Below are 17,770 nucleotides of genomic sequence, written 5' to 3'. Positions count from 1 at the left end.
CATGGCAGGAATCACCTCACGCACCACCAGCGTCCCGGATCCGACCGCACGATTCCTCCGCGAGCTCGACGAGCTGCTGGGTCAGCCGCTGGCCACGGACTCCCGATTCGTCGACCTGCTCATGGCAGCTCCCGATCCGCACGCTGCCGCCCTCGGGCTGCTGCGGGTCGTCGAAGCAGGCGGAGCGGAGTCCGCACGGCTGCTGCTGGCCGCGGTCCGGTCCGGTTCGGCTGGGCGGTTGGCCGAAGACGAGCTCAATCGTCCTCTGCTGGCTCGTCTGCTCGCGGTCATGGGCACTTCCGAGGCGATGGTCGACCACCTCGTCAGGCATCCGGACTCGCTGCCGCTCCTGCTCGCCGAGGACCCGTTCCTGCTCATCTCCACTCCGGCCGCCTCGGCGGCGTCCCTGCGCAGCGAGCTGCTCGCCAGTGTGGGCGCCGACCCCGAAGACCCGGCCCCCCGTGCCCGGCTGACCGGTGATGAGGGGATCCAGGCGCTGCGTCGTGTCTATCGAGACGCGAGCCTGCGCCTCGTGGCCGACGACGTCGCAGCGGAAGCGCCTGTCGAGATCGTCGACCAGGTGATGGCAGTTCTGTCCGATCTGGCGGCCGCGGCTCTGGATGGGGCGCTGGCGGTCGCCCGCGCAGAGCTCGATCCGGTCGCAGAGGTCGGCCTCGCGGTCATCGCTCTGGGCAAGACCGGGGCGAGGGAGCTCAACTACGTCTCTGATGTCGACGTCGTCTTCGTCCTCGATTCGAGTGCGAACGACGAGCAGCGACATCTGGCCACAGAACTCGCCCAGCGCATGCGCAGCATCCTGTCCGACGCCGGGCCCGAACCCGCGCTGTGGGAGGTCGACACGGCCCTGCGTCCTGAGGGCAAGGCGGGCGCACTGGTGCGGACCCTGTCGGAATACGAGCACTACTACGCCGATATCGCGAAGAACTGGGAATTCCAGGCCCTGCTCAAGGCTCGTCCCGTGGCCGGGAGCGCCGAGGTGGGCCAGCAGTTCTCCGAGGCGCTGCTGCCACTCGTCTGGCAGGCCGCCAGCCGCGCCGGATTCATCGATGGCATCCGATCGATGCGTCGGCGCGTCGTCGACCTCATCCCCGCTGCCGAGGCGCCGCGTCAGATCAAGCTCGGGCGCGGAGGGCTGCGCGACGTCGAGTTCTCTGCTCAGATGCTTCAGCTCGTCCACGGGCGCACCGATGAGGACATCCGCACGCCGAACACGCTCGTGGCGCTCGAGGAACTCGGCGAACACGGATACATCGGGCAGCAGGACGCGGCTGTGTTCTCAAACGCTTACAGATTCATGCGCGTCGTCGAACACCGGGTGCAGATGCCGCGGATGATGCGCAATGCCCTCATCCCCGACGACGAGATGAAGCTGCGCGTGCTCGCCCGTTCGGTCTTCCGTTCCGGATCCCGCACCGGAGCACGGCTCGAAGAGACCAGGCGCGACTATGCCAAACAGGTCACGCGCCTGCACGAACAGATCTTCTACCGTCCGATCCTCGACGCCGCAGTCGGTGTGCACGGCGCCGTCGTCGACGCGCACAAACGCGGTTCGAGTCTGCAGGCCGCGGCGGATCGTCTGCATGCCTTCGGCTATCGCGATCCGCACGGCGCCCTCTCCCATATCAAGGCCCTGACGACAGGGATGTCGCGCACGGCGATGGTCATCAGACAGGTTCTGCCTGCTCTGCTCGATTGGTTCTCCGATGGAGTGGAGCCCGACCGGGCCCTGTTGGCCTTCCGTAGGCTCAGCGAGTCGCTGTCGTCATCGGGATGGTTCCTCAAGATGCTGCGCGATTCGGGCCTGGCGGCGAAGTCGGTGGCTGAAGTGCTGTCCCTGTCCGGCTATGCCACGGAGCTGCTGTTGCGCCAGCCGGCCGCCGTGGCCTGGTTGGACAAGTACGACAACCTCGCAGCTCGCGATCCCGAGGTGCTCGCTGCCGAGGTCGACGGACTGCTCAAACGCCACGGTTCCGCTGCCGTCACCCCGATCCGGGAGACGTACAGTCGAGAGCTGCTGCGCATCGCCCTGCGCGATGTCCTCGATGTGGGCGAGCGCGCGGGGGTCCCCGGTGATCTCTCGGACCTCATGGACCTCGCGGTCAAGGGGGCGCTGCGCGCTGTGCGGCTCGACCTCGACGAACCCGAGACCCCCGGGTACGAGTTCGTCCTCATCGCCATGGGACGGTGGGGCGGAAGGGAGATCGGGTACTTCTCCGATGCAGATGTCATGTACGTCTACCGACCGCTCGACGATGACCTCGACTCCGAGGCGAAGGCGAAACTGAGCAAACACGTCAGCAAGATCGCGCTCCAGCTGTCCAGCCGACTGAAAGCCAACGAGAGCGCGCAGGGTGTGGACCTCGATGCCGATCTCCGTCCCGAGGGCAAGAACGGTCCACTCGTGCGCAGCTATTCGTCTTATCAGGCCTACTATGCGAAGTGGTCGCAGCCGTGGGAGGCGCAGGCCCTTCTGCGCGCTCGTCCCGTCGCCGGCGACGAGCCGCTCATCGCTGATTTCGCCGCTCTCATCGATCCGCTGCGCTATCCTCCCCACATGCCTCAGAAGGCGATGACGCAGGTGCGCACTCTCAAGGCGCGGATGGAGGACGAGCGTCTGCCGCGCAGCGGGGACAAACGCAGGCACCTCAAGCTGGGCCGGGGCAGCCTCTCCGATGTCGAATGGACGGTGCAGCTGCTGCAGCTCGAACACGCTCATGCGCTTCCCGGTCTGCGAACGACTTCGACGCTGGAGGCGCTGCAGGCTGCCACGGACGTCGGCTGCATTCCTGCGGAGGACGCCGAGCAGCTCGCCGCGGCGTGGCGACTGGCCACCGACGTCCGATCCGCCGTGATGCTCTTCCGCGGACGGACAGCCGAGGCTCTGCCGGTCGATCACACCGAACTCGAGGCCACTGCTCGGCTGTTGGGCTACCCGGCCGGCGGTGGGCACGATCTCGAGGACGACTACCTGCGCACGACGCGGCATGCGCGCAGCGTCATGGAGCAGCGGTTCTACGGATTCTGAGCCGCCGGCTCAGTCCTCGTCGAACTCGAGTCCGAGCAGAGCGTTCTCGATGACTTCGGGGAGGGCCGGATGGATCCAGTACTGCTCGGTGGCCACCTCATCGGCTCTCTGCCCGAAGGCCATGGCCTGGATGAGGGGCTGGATGACGATCGATGCTTCATGGCCGACGATATGGGCCCCGAGGATGAGCCTGGTTCGACGGTCGGCGATGATCTTGACGATGCCGGGATCATCGGCCATCGCCCAGCCGTAGGCGACATCCGAGTACTTCTGCACCTTGACGGTGATGTCGTGCCCGGCCTCACGGGCTTCCTGCTCGGTCATACCGAGGAACGCAACCTGAGGCGACGAGAATACGGCTCCTGGGACCGCGTGATGATTGACTGTGGCCAGGTCCTCTTCCACCGCGCTGCCGGGACCGCCGGCGGCGACATCGGCGGCGAGGTTGCGCCCGACGATCTTCGCCTCGTGATTGGCCACATGCTTCAGCTGGTGCGGTGAGCAGATGTCACCGAGTGCGAAGACACCGGGCACAGGCTCGCCGCCGGAGAGCACACGCTGCTGCTCGTCAACGGCCAGGCGGAGGTCCTCCCGGACGTCGAAACCGGCGGCATCGACGGACAGTTCGCTCGTATTGGGCGTCCTTCCGGTGGCGATGAGGACTCCATCGGCGGTGATCGACTCGGGCAGATCGACCTCCTCGACTCGTCCGGTGGGCTCAAGAGTGAGCGTCACCTCCCCGTCGTCGACGCTGACAGCCGTAGCCTGGGCGCCGTGGAGGACAGTGTGTGAGGAACCGAAGACTCGGGTGAACTCCGCAGACGCCTCTTCATCGATGCTTCCGAGCAGGCGGGGGCCGCGTGCGAGCACGGTCACCTCTGTGCCCAGGCCGGCGAATATATGAGCGAACTCCATGGCGATGACGCCTGAGCCGATGATGACCAGGCGTTCGGGCTTCTCCTCAACGCGCATGATCGTGTCGGAGGTGTAGAACGGGTAGCCGTCGGTGTCGACGCGCTTCGGGTCGAGGCCTTCGACCGGGGGAAGGAACGGGTGAGCGCCCGCGGCGATGACGATGCGGTCGGCGGTGATGTCCTCGCCCGAGGCGGTGCGCACACTCTTCTGGCCGGTGAAGTGAACGTGTTCGGCAACGACGGTGACGTTCGGCTGCCGGTCGCTGCTGCGGTAGTCGCGACCTCCGGCTTCGATGGCGTCGATGCGGGAGAAGATGCGTTCCTGGAGTCCGGCCCAGTCGATCCGAGGCTGAGTGGGGGAGAGGTTGTAGCGGGCGGCCTGTTCGGCCTGCTCGGCCACCGTCGCGGGGTAGACGAACATCTTGGTCGGGATGCATCCGACGTTGAGGCAGGTGCCCCCGAAATGCCATTCCTCCGCGATGGCCGTCTTCAGGCCGGCAAACCGTTTGTCGAGGAACATGTTTCCCGAACCGGTGCCGATCAGCAGCAGGTCGTAGTGCGTCAAAGTCCATCCCTCCAAGGGTCAGTGGTCCGGCCGAATGAGAATCGGGCTGCAGAGGCGAAAGGGCGCCACGGGGGAAACCCGCGGCGCCCTCACTCTATTCCCCTGCGTCATCGAACAGGTGCAGCTCAGAGCGCATAGTAGAGTTCGAACTCCGTCGGTGTCGGACGCAGGCGGGCCACGTCGAGCTCGTTCTCGCGTTTGATCCGGATCCAGGTCTCGATCAGATCCGGAGTGAAGACGTCGCCGGCCGTGAGGAAGTCGTGGTCCTTCTCCAGCTCGTTGAGTGCTTCGTCGAGGGTGCCGGGCACGAGCTTGATGTCCTTTGCCTCCTCGGGAGGCAGTTCGTAGAGGTCCTTGTCGATCGGCTCCGGCGGCTCGATCCGGTTGCGGATGCCGTCGAGACCCGCCATGAGCTGAGCCGAGAAGGCGAGGTACGGGTTCGAGGAGGGGTCCGGCACACGGAACTCGAGGCGTTTGGCCTTGGGGGAGGCGCCGGTCACCGGAATGCGGATGGCAGCCGATCGGTTGCGTGCCGAGTACACGAGGTTCACCGGTGCTTCGTAGCCGGGGACCAGACGCCTGTAGGAGTTGATCGTCGGATTCGTGAACGCGAGGACGGCACCGGCATGCTCGATGAGGCCGCCGATGTACCACCGCGCGAGGTCCGACAGGCCGCCATAGCCGTTCTCGTCATAGAACAGAGGTTCACCGTTCTTCCACAGGGACTGATGGCAGTGCATACCCGAGCCGTTGTCGTCGAAGAGGGGCTTTGGCATGAACGTCGCGGACTTGCCGAGCTCGAATGCCGTGTTCTTGATCACGTATTTGAAGTCGAGCAGCTGATCGCCCGCATGCTGCATCGTCTTGAATTTGTAGTTGATCTCCTGCTGACCCGCAGTGCCGACCTCGTGGTGGGCGCGCTCCATCTCGAAGCCGATCTGCTCGAGTGTCAGCGACATCCGATCGCGGATATCGGCGTACTGGTCCTGTGGGGAGACGGGGAAGTAGCCGCCCTTGAAAGGAGTCTTGTATCCCTGGTTCCCGCCGGGCTCATCCGTGCCCATGTCCCATGCGGCTTCCTGCGAACCGATCTTGTAGAAGCTGCTGCCGGGGGTGTTCTCGTAGCGGATGGAATCGAAGAGGTAGAACTCGGCCTCGGCGCCGAAGAACACGGTGTCGGCGATCCCGGTCGACTCGAGATAGGCCTCGGCCTTGGCGGCGACCTGGCGCGGGTCGCGGGAGTAGGGCTCGTCGGTGAACGGGTCGACGATCGAGTGGGTGATGACCAGCGTCTTGGCCTCACGGAACGGATCGATGTAGGCAGAGGTGACATCGGCCAGGAGCTTCATATCCGATTCGTGGATTCCCTGGAAGCCTGTGATGGAGGACCCGTCGAAGAGCAGACCTTCGGTGATCTCGTCCGTGCCGTAGGAGGCGGCGGGGAGGTTGAAGTGCTGGACCACTCCGGGCAGGTCGCAGAAACGGACGTCGACGAATTTGACGTCTTCGTCCGAGATGTAGTTGACGAGTTCTTCAGCAGACGAGAACACTTAGTCTCCTAGTTAGGTTACGGTGGCCGTTTGTCCTGACCACGAACAATCCTAGTCGCCCGCGAATGAAGCGGTGATGACGCCCATGTTTCGGGCATGTTTCTGAGGATCCGCTCAGGGCGGATTGCGTAGGCTGGTGGGGTGATCAATCGTGATGACCTTGGTTCCTGGCTGGAAGGACCCCGGTTCGACAGGGAGGCCGGCGACTGGCCGGGCAAACGGCTCGGACTGCCCGCCACCGGTTCGCATTCTCTGGCTCCGGCATGGAAGCGCATCCTCGCTCTGCTCGTCGACTGGCTGATGTGCCTGGCGATCGCGAACCTCGTCGACCCGGCGAATCCGTTCATCGCCCCAGGACTGTTCGCCCTCGAGAATTTCCTGCTCATCGGCACGCTCGGGTACTCGGTGGGCCACCGGATCTTCGGCATCGAGGTTCGCCGCCTCGACGGCCATGTTCCCGGGATGCTCAAGTCCCTCATCCGTGCCCTGCTCGTCGTGCTCGTCGTTCCTGCACTCATCTTCGACCGCGACAATCGGGGACTGCACGATCTCGCCGCCGGCACCGTGATCCTCCGCCGCTGACGGACCCCGACCACGACGCCGGCTGAGCCGCCTCAACCACGACGCAGAGATCATTCGCACGGGATGTGGACCCCGTCTTCGCCGACTGTGCATCCCTACTCACCAGCGGCATACCCTCCTGTTGCACCGCGATGACCTGCCACGGGCGGTGCGTGATGGTGGGCAGACGGTAGGAGGTGCCACTGGCGGTGCGTGATGGGGGCGAAACGTGTAACGCATATGCAAAGGGCGCCGACTCACGTGGAGTCGGCGCCCTCCTGCCGAGTGGGGCAGTGCCGGGAGGAGCAGCTGCAGTCGATCAGCGTCCGCGCATGGCTTTGTGATTCGGTCGGGCCTTGTTCGGGTCGATGCCCTTCGGGATCGGGGGACGCGATCCCTGGGTGCCCAGCGCCGCCAGACGGTTGCGCACGGCGAGCACCTCGGCGCGGTTGAGCTTGCGCGGCAGCTTCTGCACAGTCGGAACGACCTGCTTCATCGTCAGCTGGCCCTCTTCCTTTCCGCCCTGGAAGGTGTGGATCGGAACGTTCGGCAGAATGCGTTCGTGCCGCTTCTTCTCCTTGGCCAGCAGCTTCGCGCTGCGTCCCTTCGGTCCTTCGCTGAGCAGCACCACTCCGGAGCGACCGGTCGAACGGAAGACGAGATCACGGCTCTTCGGGTCGATGGCGATCGGCTTGTCGTCCATGAGGTAACCGCGGCGAGCGGTGTTGAGGACAGCGCCGAATGCCCCGGGCTGACCGTCCATCTGAGCGAAGGCGGCGGTCTCGGCGAAGCGGCCGAGCATGAACATGCCCAGCAGGATGCCGACCATGAGACCGAGGATCGTCGTGAAGATCATCCCGCCGAACACGAAGCCGGCACCGACTCCGAGGGCCGTGCACCCGAGCACAGCTGCGGCCAGCAGCCATGGTGTCGCCTTGTTGTGCTTGGCGGACAGCTCGTAGACCTGACGCATCTGCGCCAGGCGACCGGGCTTCTTGTTCGGATCCTTGGGCTTGCGCCGGAAAAGTCCCTTACGCGGTTCTTCGCTCATTCTCTCACTTGCTCTTGAAGGGCGTTGCGACGCCGTCATGCGGTGACGGTCGCCTTCATTGCTCAGCAGTCAAGTCTACCTCTTCGCCGGGGCCGAAGGTATCAACAACGGCCTGGGCCTCCTGTTTGGCGGGAGTGTGCTTGTCCAGATGCGCCAAGTGTGAGGGGATCGGCTCCCCGCGGCGGCGCATCGCGGTCGCCCACAGACGGCCTGCTCGGTAGGACGAACGCACAAGTGGCCCGGACATCACACCGAGGAAGCCGATGTCCTCGGCGGCATCGCGCAGCATGACGAAGTCCGCGGGCTTGACCCATCGGGTGACGGGATGGTGCCGCGGGGAGGGGCGCAGATACTGGGTGATGGTGATGAGGTCGCAGCCGGCGTCGTGAAGATCCTGCAACGCGTCGATGATCTCCTCGTTCGTCTCGCCCATGCCGAGGATGAGGTTCGACTTCGTCACCAGCCCGGCCTCGCGGGCCTGGGTGATCACGGACAGCGAGCGCTCATAGCGGAAGGCCGGTCGGATCCGCTTGAAGATGCGCGGCACCGTCTCCACGTTGTGGGCGAGCACCTCGGGCCGGGAGGAGAAGACCTCGGCCAGCTGATCCGGCTTCGCATTGAAGTCGGGAATGAGCAGCTCGACTCCTGTGCCGCGACCATCGATGTATTCGAGATCGTGGATCTGGCGCACGGTCTCGGCGTAGAGCCAGGCACCGCCGTCCTCGAGATCGTCGCGAGCGACGCCGGTGATCGTCGAGTAGCGCAGACCCATCTCCGCCACCGAGGCGGCCACACGGCGGGGCTCATCCGCGTCGAAATCCGCCGGTTTGCCCGTATCGATCTGGCAGAAGTCACAGCGACGGGTGCACTGTTCGCCGCCGATGAGGAACGTGGCCTCGCGATCCTCCCAGCATTCGAAGATATTCGGGCAGCCGGCCTCTTCGCATACGGTGTGCAGGTCCTGCTTTCGCACGAGCGACTTCAGGGAGGTGTACTCCGGGCCGATATGTGCCTTCGCCTTGATCCAAGCGGGCTTGTCCTCGATCGGGGTTTCGGAGTTGCGGGCCTCGACCCGCAGCATCCGGCGGCCTTCTGGTGCAATCGTCATCTGAGTTCTCCTAGGCGGTGATGGTCTCGTGCAGGATCTCGTCCAGTCGTGCCGCCGTATCCTCCGGCGTCACCGTCCGTCCGAGTTCGGCACTGATGGAAGTTGTGTCGGCGTCAGTGATCCCACACGGGATGATGTTCTCGTAGGCGCCGAGTTCATTGCTGCAGTTGAGGGCCAGACCGTGCATCGTCACTCCCTCGTGGATGCGGATGCCGATGGCCCCGATCTTGCGGTCGCGGCGAAACCCGTCGCCGACGAGCCAGACGCCGGCGCGGCCTTCGATCGTCGTGGCATCGATGCCGTACTCCGCAAGCAGGGCGATCATCGCGTCCTCGAGCTGGGAGACGAAGAGGCGAACCTCTTTCGGGTCGTTGAGCCGGTAGATGAAATAGGCGACGAGCTGTCCGGGGCCGTGCCAAGTGATCTTCCCGCCGCGGTCGACGTCGATGACCGCGGTGCCGTCGTTGGGCCGCTCGTCATCCTCGGTCCGTTTGCCGGCTGTGTAGACCGGGGAATGCTCGAGCAGCAGGATCGTCGATTCGCGTTTTCCTGCGAGCACTTCTTCGTGATATCTCTTCTGCATGTCCCAGGTCTGCCGATAGTCCGAAAGGACAGGGGCGAACCCGAGCTTCTCTGTGGCCAGGGGCATATCACCACACTATGACTCTTGCCGCGAGGGTTCAATTTGCCCGGAGATGACCCTCGACGCCATTCGTCGGAGCCCTGCTATTGACATGCTTCCGTGATGCGACCACTATTGATAAGCATCAAATGCATCCAAACATCATCAATGGAGATGACGAACGATGACATGGGAATTCCAGGCAACGATCGCGGATGACATCCATCGGGTGCTCGGTCCCGATGGTGAGAGCGCGTGGGGGATCGACCACCGCGGTTTCGATGCGGTAAGTCCCCGAGCACTGGGCTCAGCGGAGGTGGATCTGCCGACCGGTCGGACGTCTCTGCTGCTCGTCCCCGCGGCGCCCGGGGGACTGGTCCTCGACGTCGTGCGGGCCTATCAGGGTCTGACCGAAGGGGAACTGTGCACCCTCTTCCTCGGCATCGCCTCCGCGCTCCGGGACTGCACCGTTCCCGAGGATCGCCTGACGCTCAAAGCCTTCGGACTCGATGCGCGGGGCCGTCCGGTCCTCATCCCCGGCGTCTCGGCACCGCTGGCGACCTCAGCGCGGCGGGCGATGGGCGAGATGCTCTACCACGCCGGCCACGGCAGCTCCTGGTCCTCCTGCCTGCTCCCCGTCAACCTGGCGCTGGCCGATTCCTCACCGGCACTGCGATCGGTGGTCGGCGAATTTCTCACAGAATCGTCTTCCGACACCGGACTGTCATCGGCCCTCGCCGAAATGGCTGAGTCGATGCGATTGCTGGCTGAGCCTGCGCCGCTTCCGCTCGTGCCTGCCGAGCGGGAATTCGATCCCGAGGCCGCTCTGACTGCTCGGCTGCGTGCCGCCTCGGGACACGTGCGAAGCCGCAGCGATGCCTCAGCGGCATCGGAGGCCGTGGCGGCTTCGGCGGCCGAGACACTTCGTGCTGCCAGCCGGCGTCCGCGGCTCCGCCGACGTCATCGGCGAAGGCAGTCCCGCCTCGGACGTTGGTCTCCATCAGCTCTCAGGGAGGCAGTCAGAGCCGGGTTCGTGCGCATGAGGGGTGCCCGCTCCGGTCGTCCGCTGGTCATCGGGGCCGTCTGTCTGACACTGTGCGGTGGTGCCGTGCTGTGGGGCTCGTGGCCGGGAGCGGATGCCGGGGCAGGCGAATCGTCGAACAGGCAGGCGGCTGACTACCGGACAGAGCCTCCTCGTGAGGGCACCGGTGCCGGTGAGACAGACGGGATGCCCGAGGATGAAGACGAGGTGGCGCGCGTGCTCCAAGAGCTCTGCTCCGCTCGTGCCGAAGCCCTCAGCGACGGTGACGAGGCCGCCCTGCAAGTGCTGACCGTGCCCGGATCCGCCGCAGCCGCTGCAGACGAACTCATCGATCCCCTGGACTTCGCCGGTTCCGACTACGCCATCCGAATCGACGAGGTCGATGTGATCAAAGCGGGAGAGGACCGGATCGTGGCCACTGCACAGATGCACTCGTCGGCCGGCAGCGGCCGGTCTCTTGAGGAATTCGATCCTCTGGCTGTGGAGTTCGAACTCAAGAGACTCGACGGGCAGTGGAAGGTCGAACAGGTCATCGAGACGGGCCGTGAATGACCCGAGGGGCCGACCGGAAACGGTCGGCCCCTCGCAGGGCTGGATGGGGAGACTGACTCAGAGGTCGAGATCGGCCTCGAAGTTGCCCTCTTCCAGACGCGCCTTGATCGTCTGCAGGAAGCGTCCCGCATCTGCGCCGTCGACCAGCTGGTGATTGTAGGTCAACGGCAGGTAGACCATGTCGCGCACGGCGATCGACTCGTCTCCATCGGCTGTCTGCACGACGATGGGGCGACGGACGATGGCGCCCGTGCCGAGGATGCCCATCTGCGGCTGGTTGATGATCGGCGTATCGAACAGCGCTCCCACGGAACCGATGTTCGTCACGGTGAAGGTTCCGCCGGAGAGCTCGTCCGGTCCGATCTTGTTGTTGCGGGTGCGATCGGCAACGTCATCGATCGCCTTGGCCAGCCCGGCGACGCTGAGATCACCGGCGTCCTTGACCACGGGCACCAGCAGGCCGCGGGGGGTGTCCACGGCGACAGCGAGGTGTTCGTGATCGAAGTAGGTGATCTGCTGCGATTCGAGGTCGTACTGAGCATTGACCTTCGGGTGCACCTGGAGTGCCTCGACGATGGCCTTGGCGAAGAACGGCAGATACGTCAGCTTCGAACCGTGCTTGGCCTGGAATGCCTCTTTGTTGGCCTTGCGCAGTTTGACGACGCGGGACATATCGACCTCGACGACCTGCGTCAGCTGGGCCGAGACCTCGAGGGACTCGCTCATGCGCTTCGCGATGGTCTGGCGGATTCGCGAGGCCTTCTCCGTGGTGCCGCGCAGCTTGGCGACTTCCTCGGGGATCTCGACCTTGAACGGAGCCTTGGATGCACCGGCGGGTGCGGCTGCGGCAGATCCTGCCGCCGGACCGTTCTTGGCCGCGGTCTCGACGTCCTGCTTGCGGATGCGACCACCGACACCGGTGCCGGTGACCTGCGAGAGGTCGACGCCCTTCTCGCGTGCCATGCGGCGCACGAGCGGGGTCACATATGCAGCGTTCTCGCCCACGGTGTCGGCGGCACCGGAAGCCGGAGCAGTCGTCGATTCGACAGGCTCCTCGGCCTGTGCGGCCGATGCGGACTGCGCGGATGCAGTCTGTGCCGGCTTCGGGGCGGCCTCCTCCTTGGGGGCTTCCTGCTTCGGAGCCTCCGGAGCCTTCTCGGCGGGAGCCTCTTCCTTCGGTGCCTCCTCGGCCGCGGGTGCTTCCTCGGCTGGAGCCTCCTCCGCAGGTGCTTCCTCCGCGGCGGATGATTCCGCAGCGGGAGCACCCGAACCGACGCGAGCCAGAGGTGCGCCGACCTCGACAGTCTCGTCCTCTTCGGCCAGGTGCGCCTGAACGGTTCCGGCGACGGGGGAGGGCACCTCGGTGTCGACCTTGTCGGTCGAGACCTCGAGCAGCGGTTCGTCGACCTCGACCTCCTCACCGACCTCCTTGAGCCAGCGGGTCACGGTGCCTTCGGTGACGGACTCACCGAGTGCGGGCATCGTGATCTCGGTGCCCTCATCTGATGACTGAGAGGCAGCAGGCGCGGATTCGGAGCCGGACGAGGAATCGGCCGGTGCCTCTTCCTGCTCTTCAGCCGCAGCAGGCTCCGCGGACGCGGAGTCCTCGGACGAAGCGGTCTCCTCGGCCGGTTCGGCCGCGGGCGCAGACTCCTCGGAATCTGAGCCGCTGCCATCGCCGATGTAGGCGAGATCTCCGCCGACTTCGACGACATCGTCCTCGTCGGCCAGGATCTTCTCGAGAGTTCCCGCATAGGGGCTGGGGATCTCAGTGTCGACCTTGTCGGTCGACACCTCGAGCAAAGGCTCGTCTACCTCGACTTCGTCGCCGACGGACTTGAGCCAGCGAGTGACCGTGCCCTCGGTGACCGACTCTCCGAGAGCCGGCATCTGAACGGAATTCGACATGAGTATTCGTCTCCTCGGATCTTATGAATGGAAGTGCAGGGGTTTTCCGGCCAGGGCCAGGTGGGCCTCGCCGATGGCTTCATTCTGCGTCGGGTGGGCATGAATGAGTTGCGCCACTTCCTCGGGGAAGGCCTCCCAGTTGACGATGAGCTGGGCTTCACCGGCCTGCTCACTGAGGCGGGCGCCGATGCCGTGCACGCCGACGACGGGTCCGTCCTTCTCGCGGATGACCTTGATCAGTCCGCTTGTGTTGAGGATGACCGACTTGCCGTTGCCGCCGAGGTTGTACTCGAGCGATTCGACCTTGTCCTTGCCGTACTTCTCCTCGGCCTGAGCAGAGGAGAGTCCGACGGAGAAGATCTCCGGTTCGCAGTAGGTGACGCGGGGGATGCCGCTCTCCAGGACGGGAACGGGGTTGAGCCCGGCGATCTCCTCGGCGATGAAGATGCCCTGCCCGAATGCGCGGTGCGCGAGCTGGAGCCCCGGGACGATGTCGCCACAGGCGTAGATGTTGCCGACGCCGGTGTGCAGGCGCTCGTTGGCCAGGACGAATCCCCGCTCCATCGGAATGCCCTGCTCTTCGAAGCCGAAGCCCTCTGTGACGGGACCGCGGCCCACAGCGACGAGGAGGTACTCGGCTTCGAGGGTCGAACCGTCTTCAAGAGTGACCTTGACGCCGTCGGCGGTCTCTTCGACGCTCTTGAACATGACACCGAGCTTGAAGCCGATCTTGCGCTTCTTGAAGGCGCGCTCGAGGTTCTTCGAGATCGTCTCGTCCTCGTTCGCGACGAGGTGCTTGAGACCCTCGACGATGGTGACGTCGGCTCCGAAGGAGTTCCACACGCTGGCGAACTCGACGCCGATGACGCCGCCGCCGAGGACGATCGCCGAGCCGGGCACCTTGTCCAGCTGCAGTGCCTCGGTGCTCGTGATCACGCGATCGGTGATCTCGAGTCCGATCGTCTTCGATGTCGAACCGGTCGACAGCAGCACGTTCGTGCCCGTGACGGTGTGGTTGCCGTCCTCGCCGGCGACCTCGACGGAGTCCTTGCCGACGAGCTTGCCGGTTCCGAAGTACGTGTCGATGCCGCGAGCCTTGACCAGTCCCTGCAGACCTTTGTAGTTGCGGGAGATGACGCCGTCCTTGTACTCGAGCACCTTCGTGATGTCGATGCCCTTGAACTCGGCTTCGACGCCGAAGGTTTCCGAGCTCTTGGCGGAGTCGGCGACTTCGGCCGCGTGCAGGAACGCCTTGGTCGGCACGCAGCCACGGTGCAGGCACGTGCCGCCGACCTTGTCGCGTTCGATCAATGCGACCTTCATGTCGAGCTCTGCGGCTCGCAGAGCAGCGGCATAGCCACCTGTTCCGCCTCCCAGAACGACAAGGTCGTAGGTCAATGAATCACTCACGGATTACTCCTCGTAGCTGTGAATAAGCCTGCGGTAAGCAGCTTTCTGTCTTATCTTTCCACTTTTCTCGCCGGGGGCGAAAGGAAATGCTGTCTGATTGGACACAGGTGGTCATGATCACGTCCGTGTCGACAGCGTGTAGAATCGGATGCTCAGCCTTGCGTCTTCGCAATCTGGATGAGCGTGCGCACAGCGGCACCGGTGGCCGCCTTCGGGGTGTAGCCGAAGGCCGAGGACGAGTTGAAGCTCGGCCCCGCGATGTCGATGTGCGCCCAGTTCGTGTCGTCGCCGACGAACTCGCGGAGGAACGCGGCGGCGGCGAGCATGCCGCCCGAGCGTGGCCCCGAGTTCGTCAGATCTGCCGCGGTGGAGTCGAAGCCCGAGAGCATCTCCTCCGGGATCGGCATCGCCCACATGCTCTCTCCCGCCACCGCCGCCGAGGCGATGACCTCCTCGCGGGCGGCCTCTGCACCCATGACGCCGCTGGTGCGTTCGCCGAGGGCGACGATCTGGGCTCCGGTCAGCGTGGCCACGTCGATGAGCAGATCGGGCTTCTCGGCGTCGGCGTCGGCGAGGGCGTCAGCGAGCACCAGGCGTCCCTCGGCGTCGGTGTTCGTCACTTCGACCCTCTTGCCGCTGCGCATCGTCAGGACATCGCTGGGACGTTGTGCAGAGGAACCGGGCATGTTCTCCGCCAGAGGCAGCCAGGCGGTGACGCGTACCGGCAGGCCGAGGTCGGCGATGCCGAAGAGAGCCTGGACGACTGCGGCGGACCCGGCCATGTCGGACTTCATGTCCTCCATGCTCTTCGCTGGTTTGAGGGAGATGCCTCCGGAGTCGAAGGTGATGCCCTTGCCGACGAATCCCAGGTGGCGCTTGGCTCCCTTCGGCGCATATTCGACCTTGACGAGTCGCGGCCCGCGGGTGGATCCCTGTCCGACTCCGATGATGCCGCCGTAGCCTCCCGCCTTGAGCTCCTTCTCACCGAGGACGGTGACCCGGAGCTTGCGGTCCTTGGCCTGGGACCTCACGATCTCGGCGTAGGACTCCGGATAGAGGTCGAGCGGGGGAGTGTTGACCAGATCGCGCGCTCGGTTCGTCGCGGCGGCGATGACGGCGCCGGAATCGTGAGCGGCGGTGAAGGACTTGCCCTTGGGGCCGAGGACGGTGACGTCGCCCGGAGTCTTGCCCTCGCTGCGGTATTCGAGGAAGCGGTAGGCACCGAGAGCTGCGCCCACGGTGACCGCTTCGACCTCGGCAGGTGTCGCGGCCGGAAGCGCGAGAGCGACCGAGTCGGCGCCGTCGAGGGCACGCAGAGCGGAGCCGGCGCCTCGGCGCAGGGCCTCGTGATTGCCGGCGGCATCCTCGGAGGAGGCATCGAAGTCTCCGAGACCCACAAGCATGACCGATTCGGCGGAGACTCCCTTCGGGGCGGGAACGCGGGCGGTGGTTCCGGCCGAACCGGTGAAGCCGATGGCTCGTGCCGCGTCGTCGAGTGCCTTCTGCACCGCCTTCGCCCCCTCGAGTCCGAGCACTGTCGAATCCGCTGCTCCCAGCACCAGCACGGAGGCGGTGGCCTTCACCGGAGAGGTGGTGGAATAGCTGCTTGGGGTGGATGCACCAGCCATGAGTTGCCTTTCAGTCGTCTTTGAACGTTGATTCGATCCTAATGCCAAACCGCTCAGGATGCGGAAGCGGCCGGGATGTCTGACCTATTCTGGGAACGTGTACTCATTGATCTTCAGAATTCTCTTCGCACCGATGGACGCCGAGCGCGCCCATCACCTCTCCTTCTCCGCCCTGCGCTTCCTCGACTCGATCCCGCTGCTCGGGCGTCTGCTCCGCCGGATCTGCGCGGCGGGCACCGTCAGCCCGGTCGAGGTCCTCGGTCTCCCATTTCCCAACCGCGTCGGACTCGCCGCAGGCTTCGATAAGAACGGCGTCGGTGTGCGTGCGCTGTCTGCGCTGGGGTTCGGACACATCGAGGTGGGAACGATCACGGCGCACGCCCAGCCGGGCAACGACAGACCGCGGCTGTTCCGTCTCCGCGACAGTCTCGCGCTGCTCAACCGCATGGGTTTCAACAATGACGGGGCCCGGCAGGCCTCGTTCAACATCGCGGCCGAGCGGAAGAGGATCGCCTCCCTTCCGCAGCATCTGCGTCCGGTGGTCGGAATCAACATCGGCAAGACGAAGGTCGTCGAGGCCGCCGATGCCGTGAGCGACTATGCGTCCTCGACGCGCGCGCTGGCTCCGCTGGCCGACTACCTCGTCATCAACGTCAGCTCGCCGAACACTCCCGGGCTGCGGGATCTGCAGTCGGTGAGCAGCCTCGAGCCGATCATCGAAGCCGTGCGCTCCACCGCCGCCGAGGTGGTCGAGAACCCGCGATCGACGCTGGGTCATGTCCCGCTGCTCGTCAAGATCGCCCCTGACCTCGCAGACGACGACGTCATCGACATCTGCGATCTCGCCCTGCGAACGGGAGTCGACGGTCTCATCACGACGAACACGACGATCGACCGTTCCGTCCTGACCGGCTCGGACGCCGAGTTCGCGAGCGCAGAGCCCGGAGGGATCTCCGGACGTCCGCTGGCCGAACGCTCTCTCGAGGTGCTGCGTCTGGTCAGAGGCCACGTGGGAGGAGCCCTGACGGTCATCTCCGTCGGGGGAGTCGCGAACGCGAAAGACGCCCGGGCTCGGGTGGCCGCGGGCGCCGATCTGGTGCAGGTCTATTCGGAGATGATCTACTCGGGTCCGTTCTTCCCCGGCCGCGTCATCCGCGGCCTCGAGTCGAGCCGACTGCTCACTCGGGGTACTGGCGGCGCTTGACCTGCGGTTTGGGCATGCGCAGAGGGCGCAGCTGGATGCTGCGCATGATCGCGTAGAAGGTGATGCCGCGCTCGACCGAACCGAACTTGGTCCGCAGACGGTTCTTGAGGATGTAGTTGAGCACGAACCCGTCGAGGACGATGAGAGCGATGAGGCCCCACACCGCGTAGGTGAAGTACTGCTGGATCTGCACGGACTGGGTGAAGGCGATGACCAGGATGAGGATCGCGGCGGGGATGAAGATCTCCCCGACCGAGAACCGGGCATCGATGTAATCGCGGATATAACGGCGCTGGGGGCCTTTGTCGCGTCTGGTGAGGTACTTCTCCTCGCCATTCATCATGCCGATGCGCGCGCGATCGCGGTCCTGTCGCTGCTGCTCCTTGGCTTTCCTGTTCGCGACCTTGCGATCCTTGTTCACCAGGGGCTGACGGCGCAGAGACTCCTGTTCGCTGCGCTTCGGCGTCGGCCGTCCCTTCTTCCGCTCCGCTTCGCGCCGACTCGCGGCGTCCGTGGGAGATTCGTCATTGACTGGCTGAGAGGCGGAGGATTCGTCCTCCGCACGAGATTTTTTGCTTCCGAACACCTGATGAATACTACCTTTGGAGA

At 65.1% G+C, this 17,770-nt stretch carries 13 protein-coding genes; 4 read left to right on the top strand and 9 right to left on the bottom strand.

The annotated features are described in order from the left end of the window. Position 1 precedes the first annotated feature (1 nt). A complete protein-coding gene (locus IIE29_RS14950) occupies positions 2-3,046 on the top strand; it encodes a bifunctional [glutamine synthetase] adenylyltransferase/[glutamine synthetase]-adenylyl-L-tyrosine phosphorylase (RefSeq protein ID WP_209326101.1) in 3,045 nt (1,014 codons plus the stop codon). A gap of 9 nt (positions 3,047-3,055) precedes the next feature. Here the strand turns inward: IIE29_RS14950 and IIE29_RS14945 are convergent, their stop codons facing one another. Together IIE29_RS14945 and glnA are read right to left on the bottom strand one after the other, a co-directional pair. Continuing rightward, on the bottom strand, positions 3,056-4,525 hold the full coding sequence (locus IIE29_RS14945; RefSeq protein ID WP_209326100.1) for a mycothione reductase: 1,470 nt from the start codon (positions 4,523-4,525) through the stop codon (positions 3,056-3,058). Positions 4,526-4,650: 125 nt separating this feature from the next. Continuing rightward, positions 4,651-6,075 (bottom strand): type I glutamate--ammonia ligase, encoded by a 1,425-nt coding sequence (gene glnA, locus IIE29_RS14940; protein ID WP_209326099.1) that lies wholly within the window; start codon positions 6,073-6,075, stop codon positions 4,651-4,653. A gap of 141 nt (positions 6,076-6,216) precedes the next feature. On the opposite strand from glnA, the gene IIE29_RS14935 reads away from it, so the two are divergent. Next, positions 6,217-6,657: an RDD family protein gene (locus IIE29_RS14935; protein WP_209326098.1), complete on the top strand. Its 441-nt coding sequence runs from the start codon at positions 6,217-6,219 to the stop codon at positions 6,655-6,657. 298 nt (positions 6,658-6,955) lie between these two features. Here IIE29_RS14935 and IIE29_RS14930 read toward each other — a convergent pair whose 3' ends face one another. Genes IIE29_RS14930 through lipB form a run of 3 tightly spaced genes read right to left on the bottom strand, consistent with a single transcriptional unit; the run spans position 6,956 to position 9,444 of the window. Continuing rightward, on the bottom strand, positions 6,956-7,687 hold the full coding sequence (locus tag IIE29_RS14930; protein ID WP_209326097.1) for a DUF4191 domain-containing protein: 732 nt from the start codon (positions 7,685-7,687) through the stop codon (positions 6,956-6,958). A 55-nt stretch (positions 7,688-7,742) separates the two neighbouring features. After that, positions 7,743-8,795 carry a lipoyl synthase gene (gene lipA, locus IIE29_RS14925; RefSeq protein WP_209326096.1) on the bottom strand — a complete coding sequence of 351 codons (1,053 nt, stop codon included), beginning with the start codon at positions 8,793-8,795 and terminating at the stop codon, positions 7,743-7,745. A gap of 10 nt (positions 8,796-8,805) precedes the next feature. Continuing rightward, positions 8,806-9,444, bottom strand: a complete 639-nt coding sequence (gene lipB / locus IIE29_RS14920; protein ID WP_209326095.1) for a lipoyl(octanoyl) transferase LipB — start codon at positions 9,442-9,444, stop codon at positions 8,806-8,808. 157 nt (positions 9,445-9,601) lie between these two features. Between lipB and IIE29_RS14915 the strand changes: the two genes are divergently transcribed. Beyond that, complete coding sequence (locus IIE29_RS14915; protein ID WP_209326094.1) at positions 9,602-11,011, top strand: hypothetical protein; 1,410 nt, start codon at positions 9,602-9,604, stop codon at positions 11,009-11,011. Positions 11,012-11,068: 57 nt separating this feature from the next. Here IIE29_RS14915 and sucB read toward each other — a convergent pair whose 3' ends face one another. From sucB to IIE29_RS14900, 3 genes are all read right to left on the bottom strand, one after another. After that, the gene (gene sucB, locus IIE29_RS14910; protein ID WP_209326093.1) at positions 11,069-12,919 is read right to left on the bottom strand and encodes a 2-oxoglutarate dehydrogenase, E2 component, dihydrolipoamide succinyltransferase; all 1,851 of its coding nucleotides are present in this window, start codon (positions 12,917-12,919) and stop codon (positions 11,069-11,071) included. Positions 12,920-12,940: 21 nt separating this feature from the next. Further along, entirely contained in the window at positions 12,941-14,329 is a 1,389-nt protein-coding gene (gene lpdA, locus IIE29_RS14905; RefSeq protein ID WP_209326092.1) for a dihydrolipoyl dehydrogenase, read from the bottom strand. A gap of 152 nt (positions 14,330-14,481) precedes the next feature. After that, the gene (locus IIE29_RS14900; protein WP_209326091.1) at positions 14,482-15,957 is read right to left on the bottom strand and encodes a leucyl aminopeptidase; all 1,476 of its coding nucleotides are present in this window, start codon (positions 15,955-15,957) and stop codon (positions 14,482-14,484) included. Between the two features lie 97 nt (positions 15,958-16,054). Between IIE29_RS14900 and IIE29_RS14895 the strand changes: the two genes are divergently transcribed. After that, positions 16,055-17,161, top strand: coding sequence for a quinone-dependent dihydroorotate dehydrogenase (locus IIE29_RS14895; RefSeq protein WP_343071921.1), 1,107 nt, complete (start codon positions 16,055-16,057; stop codon positions 17,159-17,161). Here the strand turns inward: IIE29_RS14895 and IIE29_RS14890 are convergent. Then, positions 17,136-17,747 (bottom strand): DUF3043 domain-containing protein, encoded by a 612-nt coding sequence (locus IIE29_RS14890; RefSeq protein WP_209326089.1) that lies wholly within the window; start codon positions 17,745-17,747, stop codon positions 17,136-17,138. The two genes, IIE29_RS14895 and IIE29_RS14890, sit on opposite strands and share 26 nt — an antisense overlap. Positions 17,748-17,770 lie beyond the last annotated feature (23 nt).

Origin of the sequence: Brevibacterium renqingii, assembly GCF_017808095.1 — a bacterium.
Taxonomy (GTDB): Bacteria; Actinomycetota; Actinomycetes; order Actinomycetales; family Brevibacteriaceae; genus Brevibacterium; species Brevibacterium renqingii.
The sequence above is the reverse complement of the archived record's forward strand: the minus strand, read 5'-3'. Positions and strand labels throughout refer to the sequence as shown.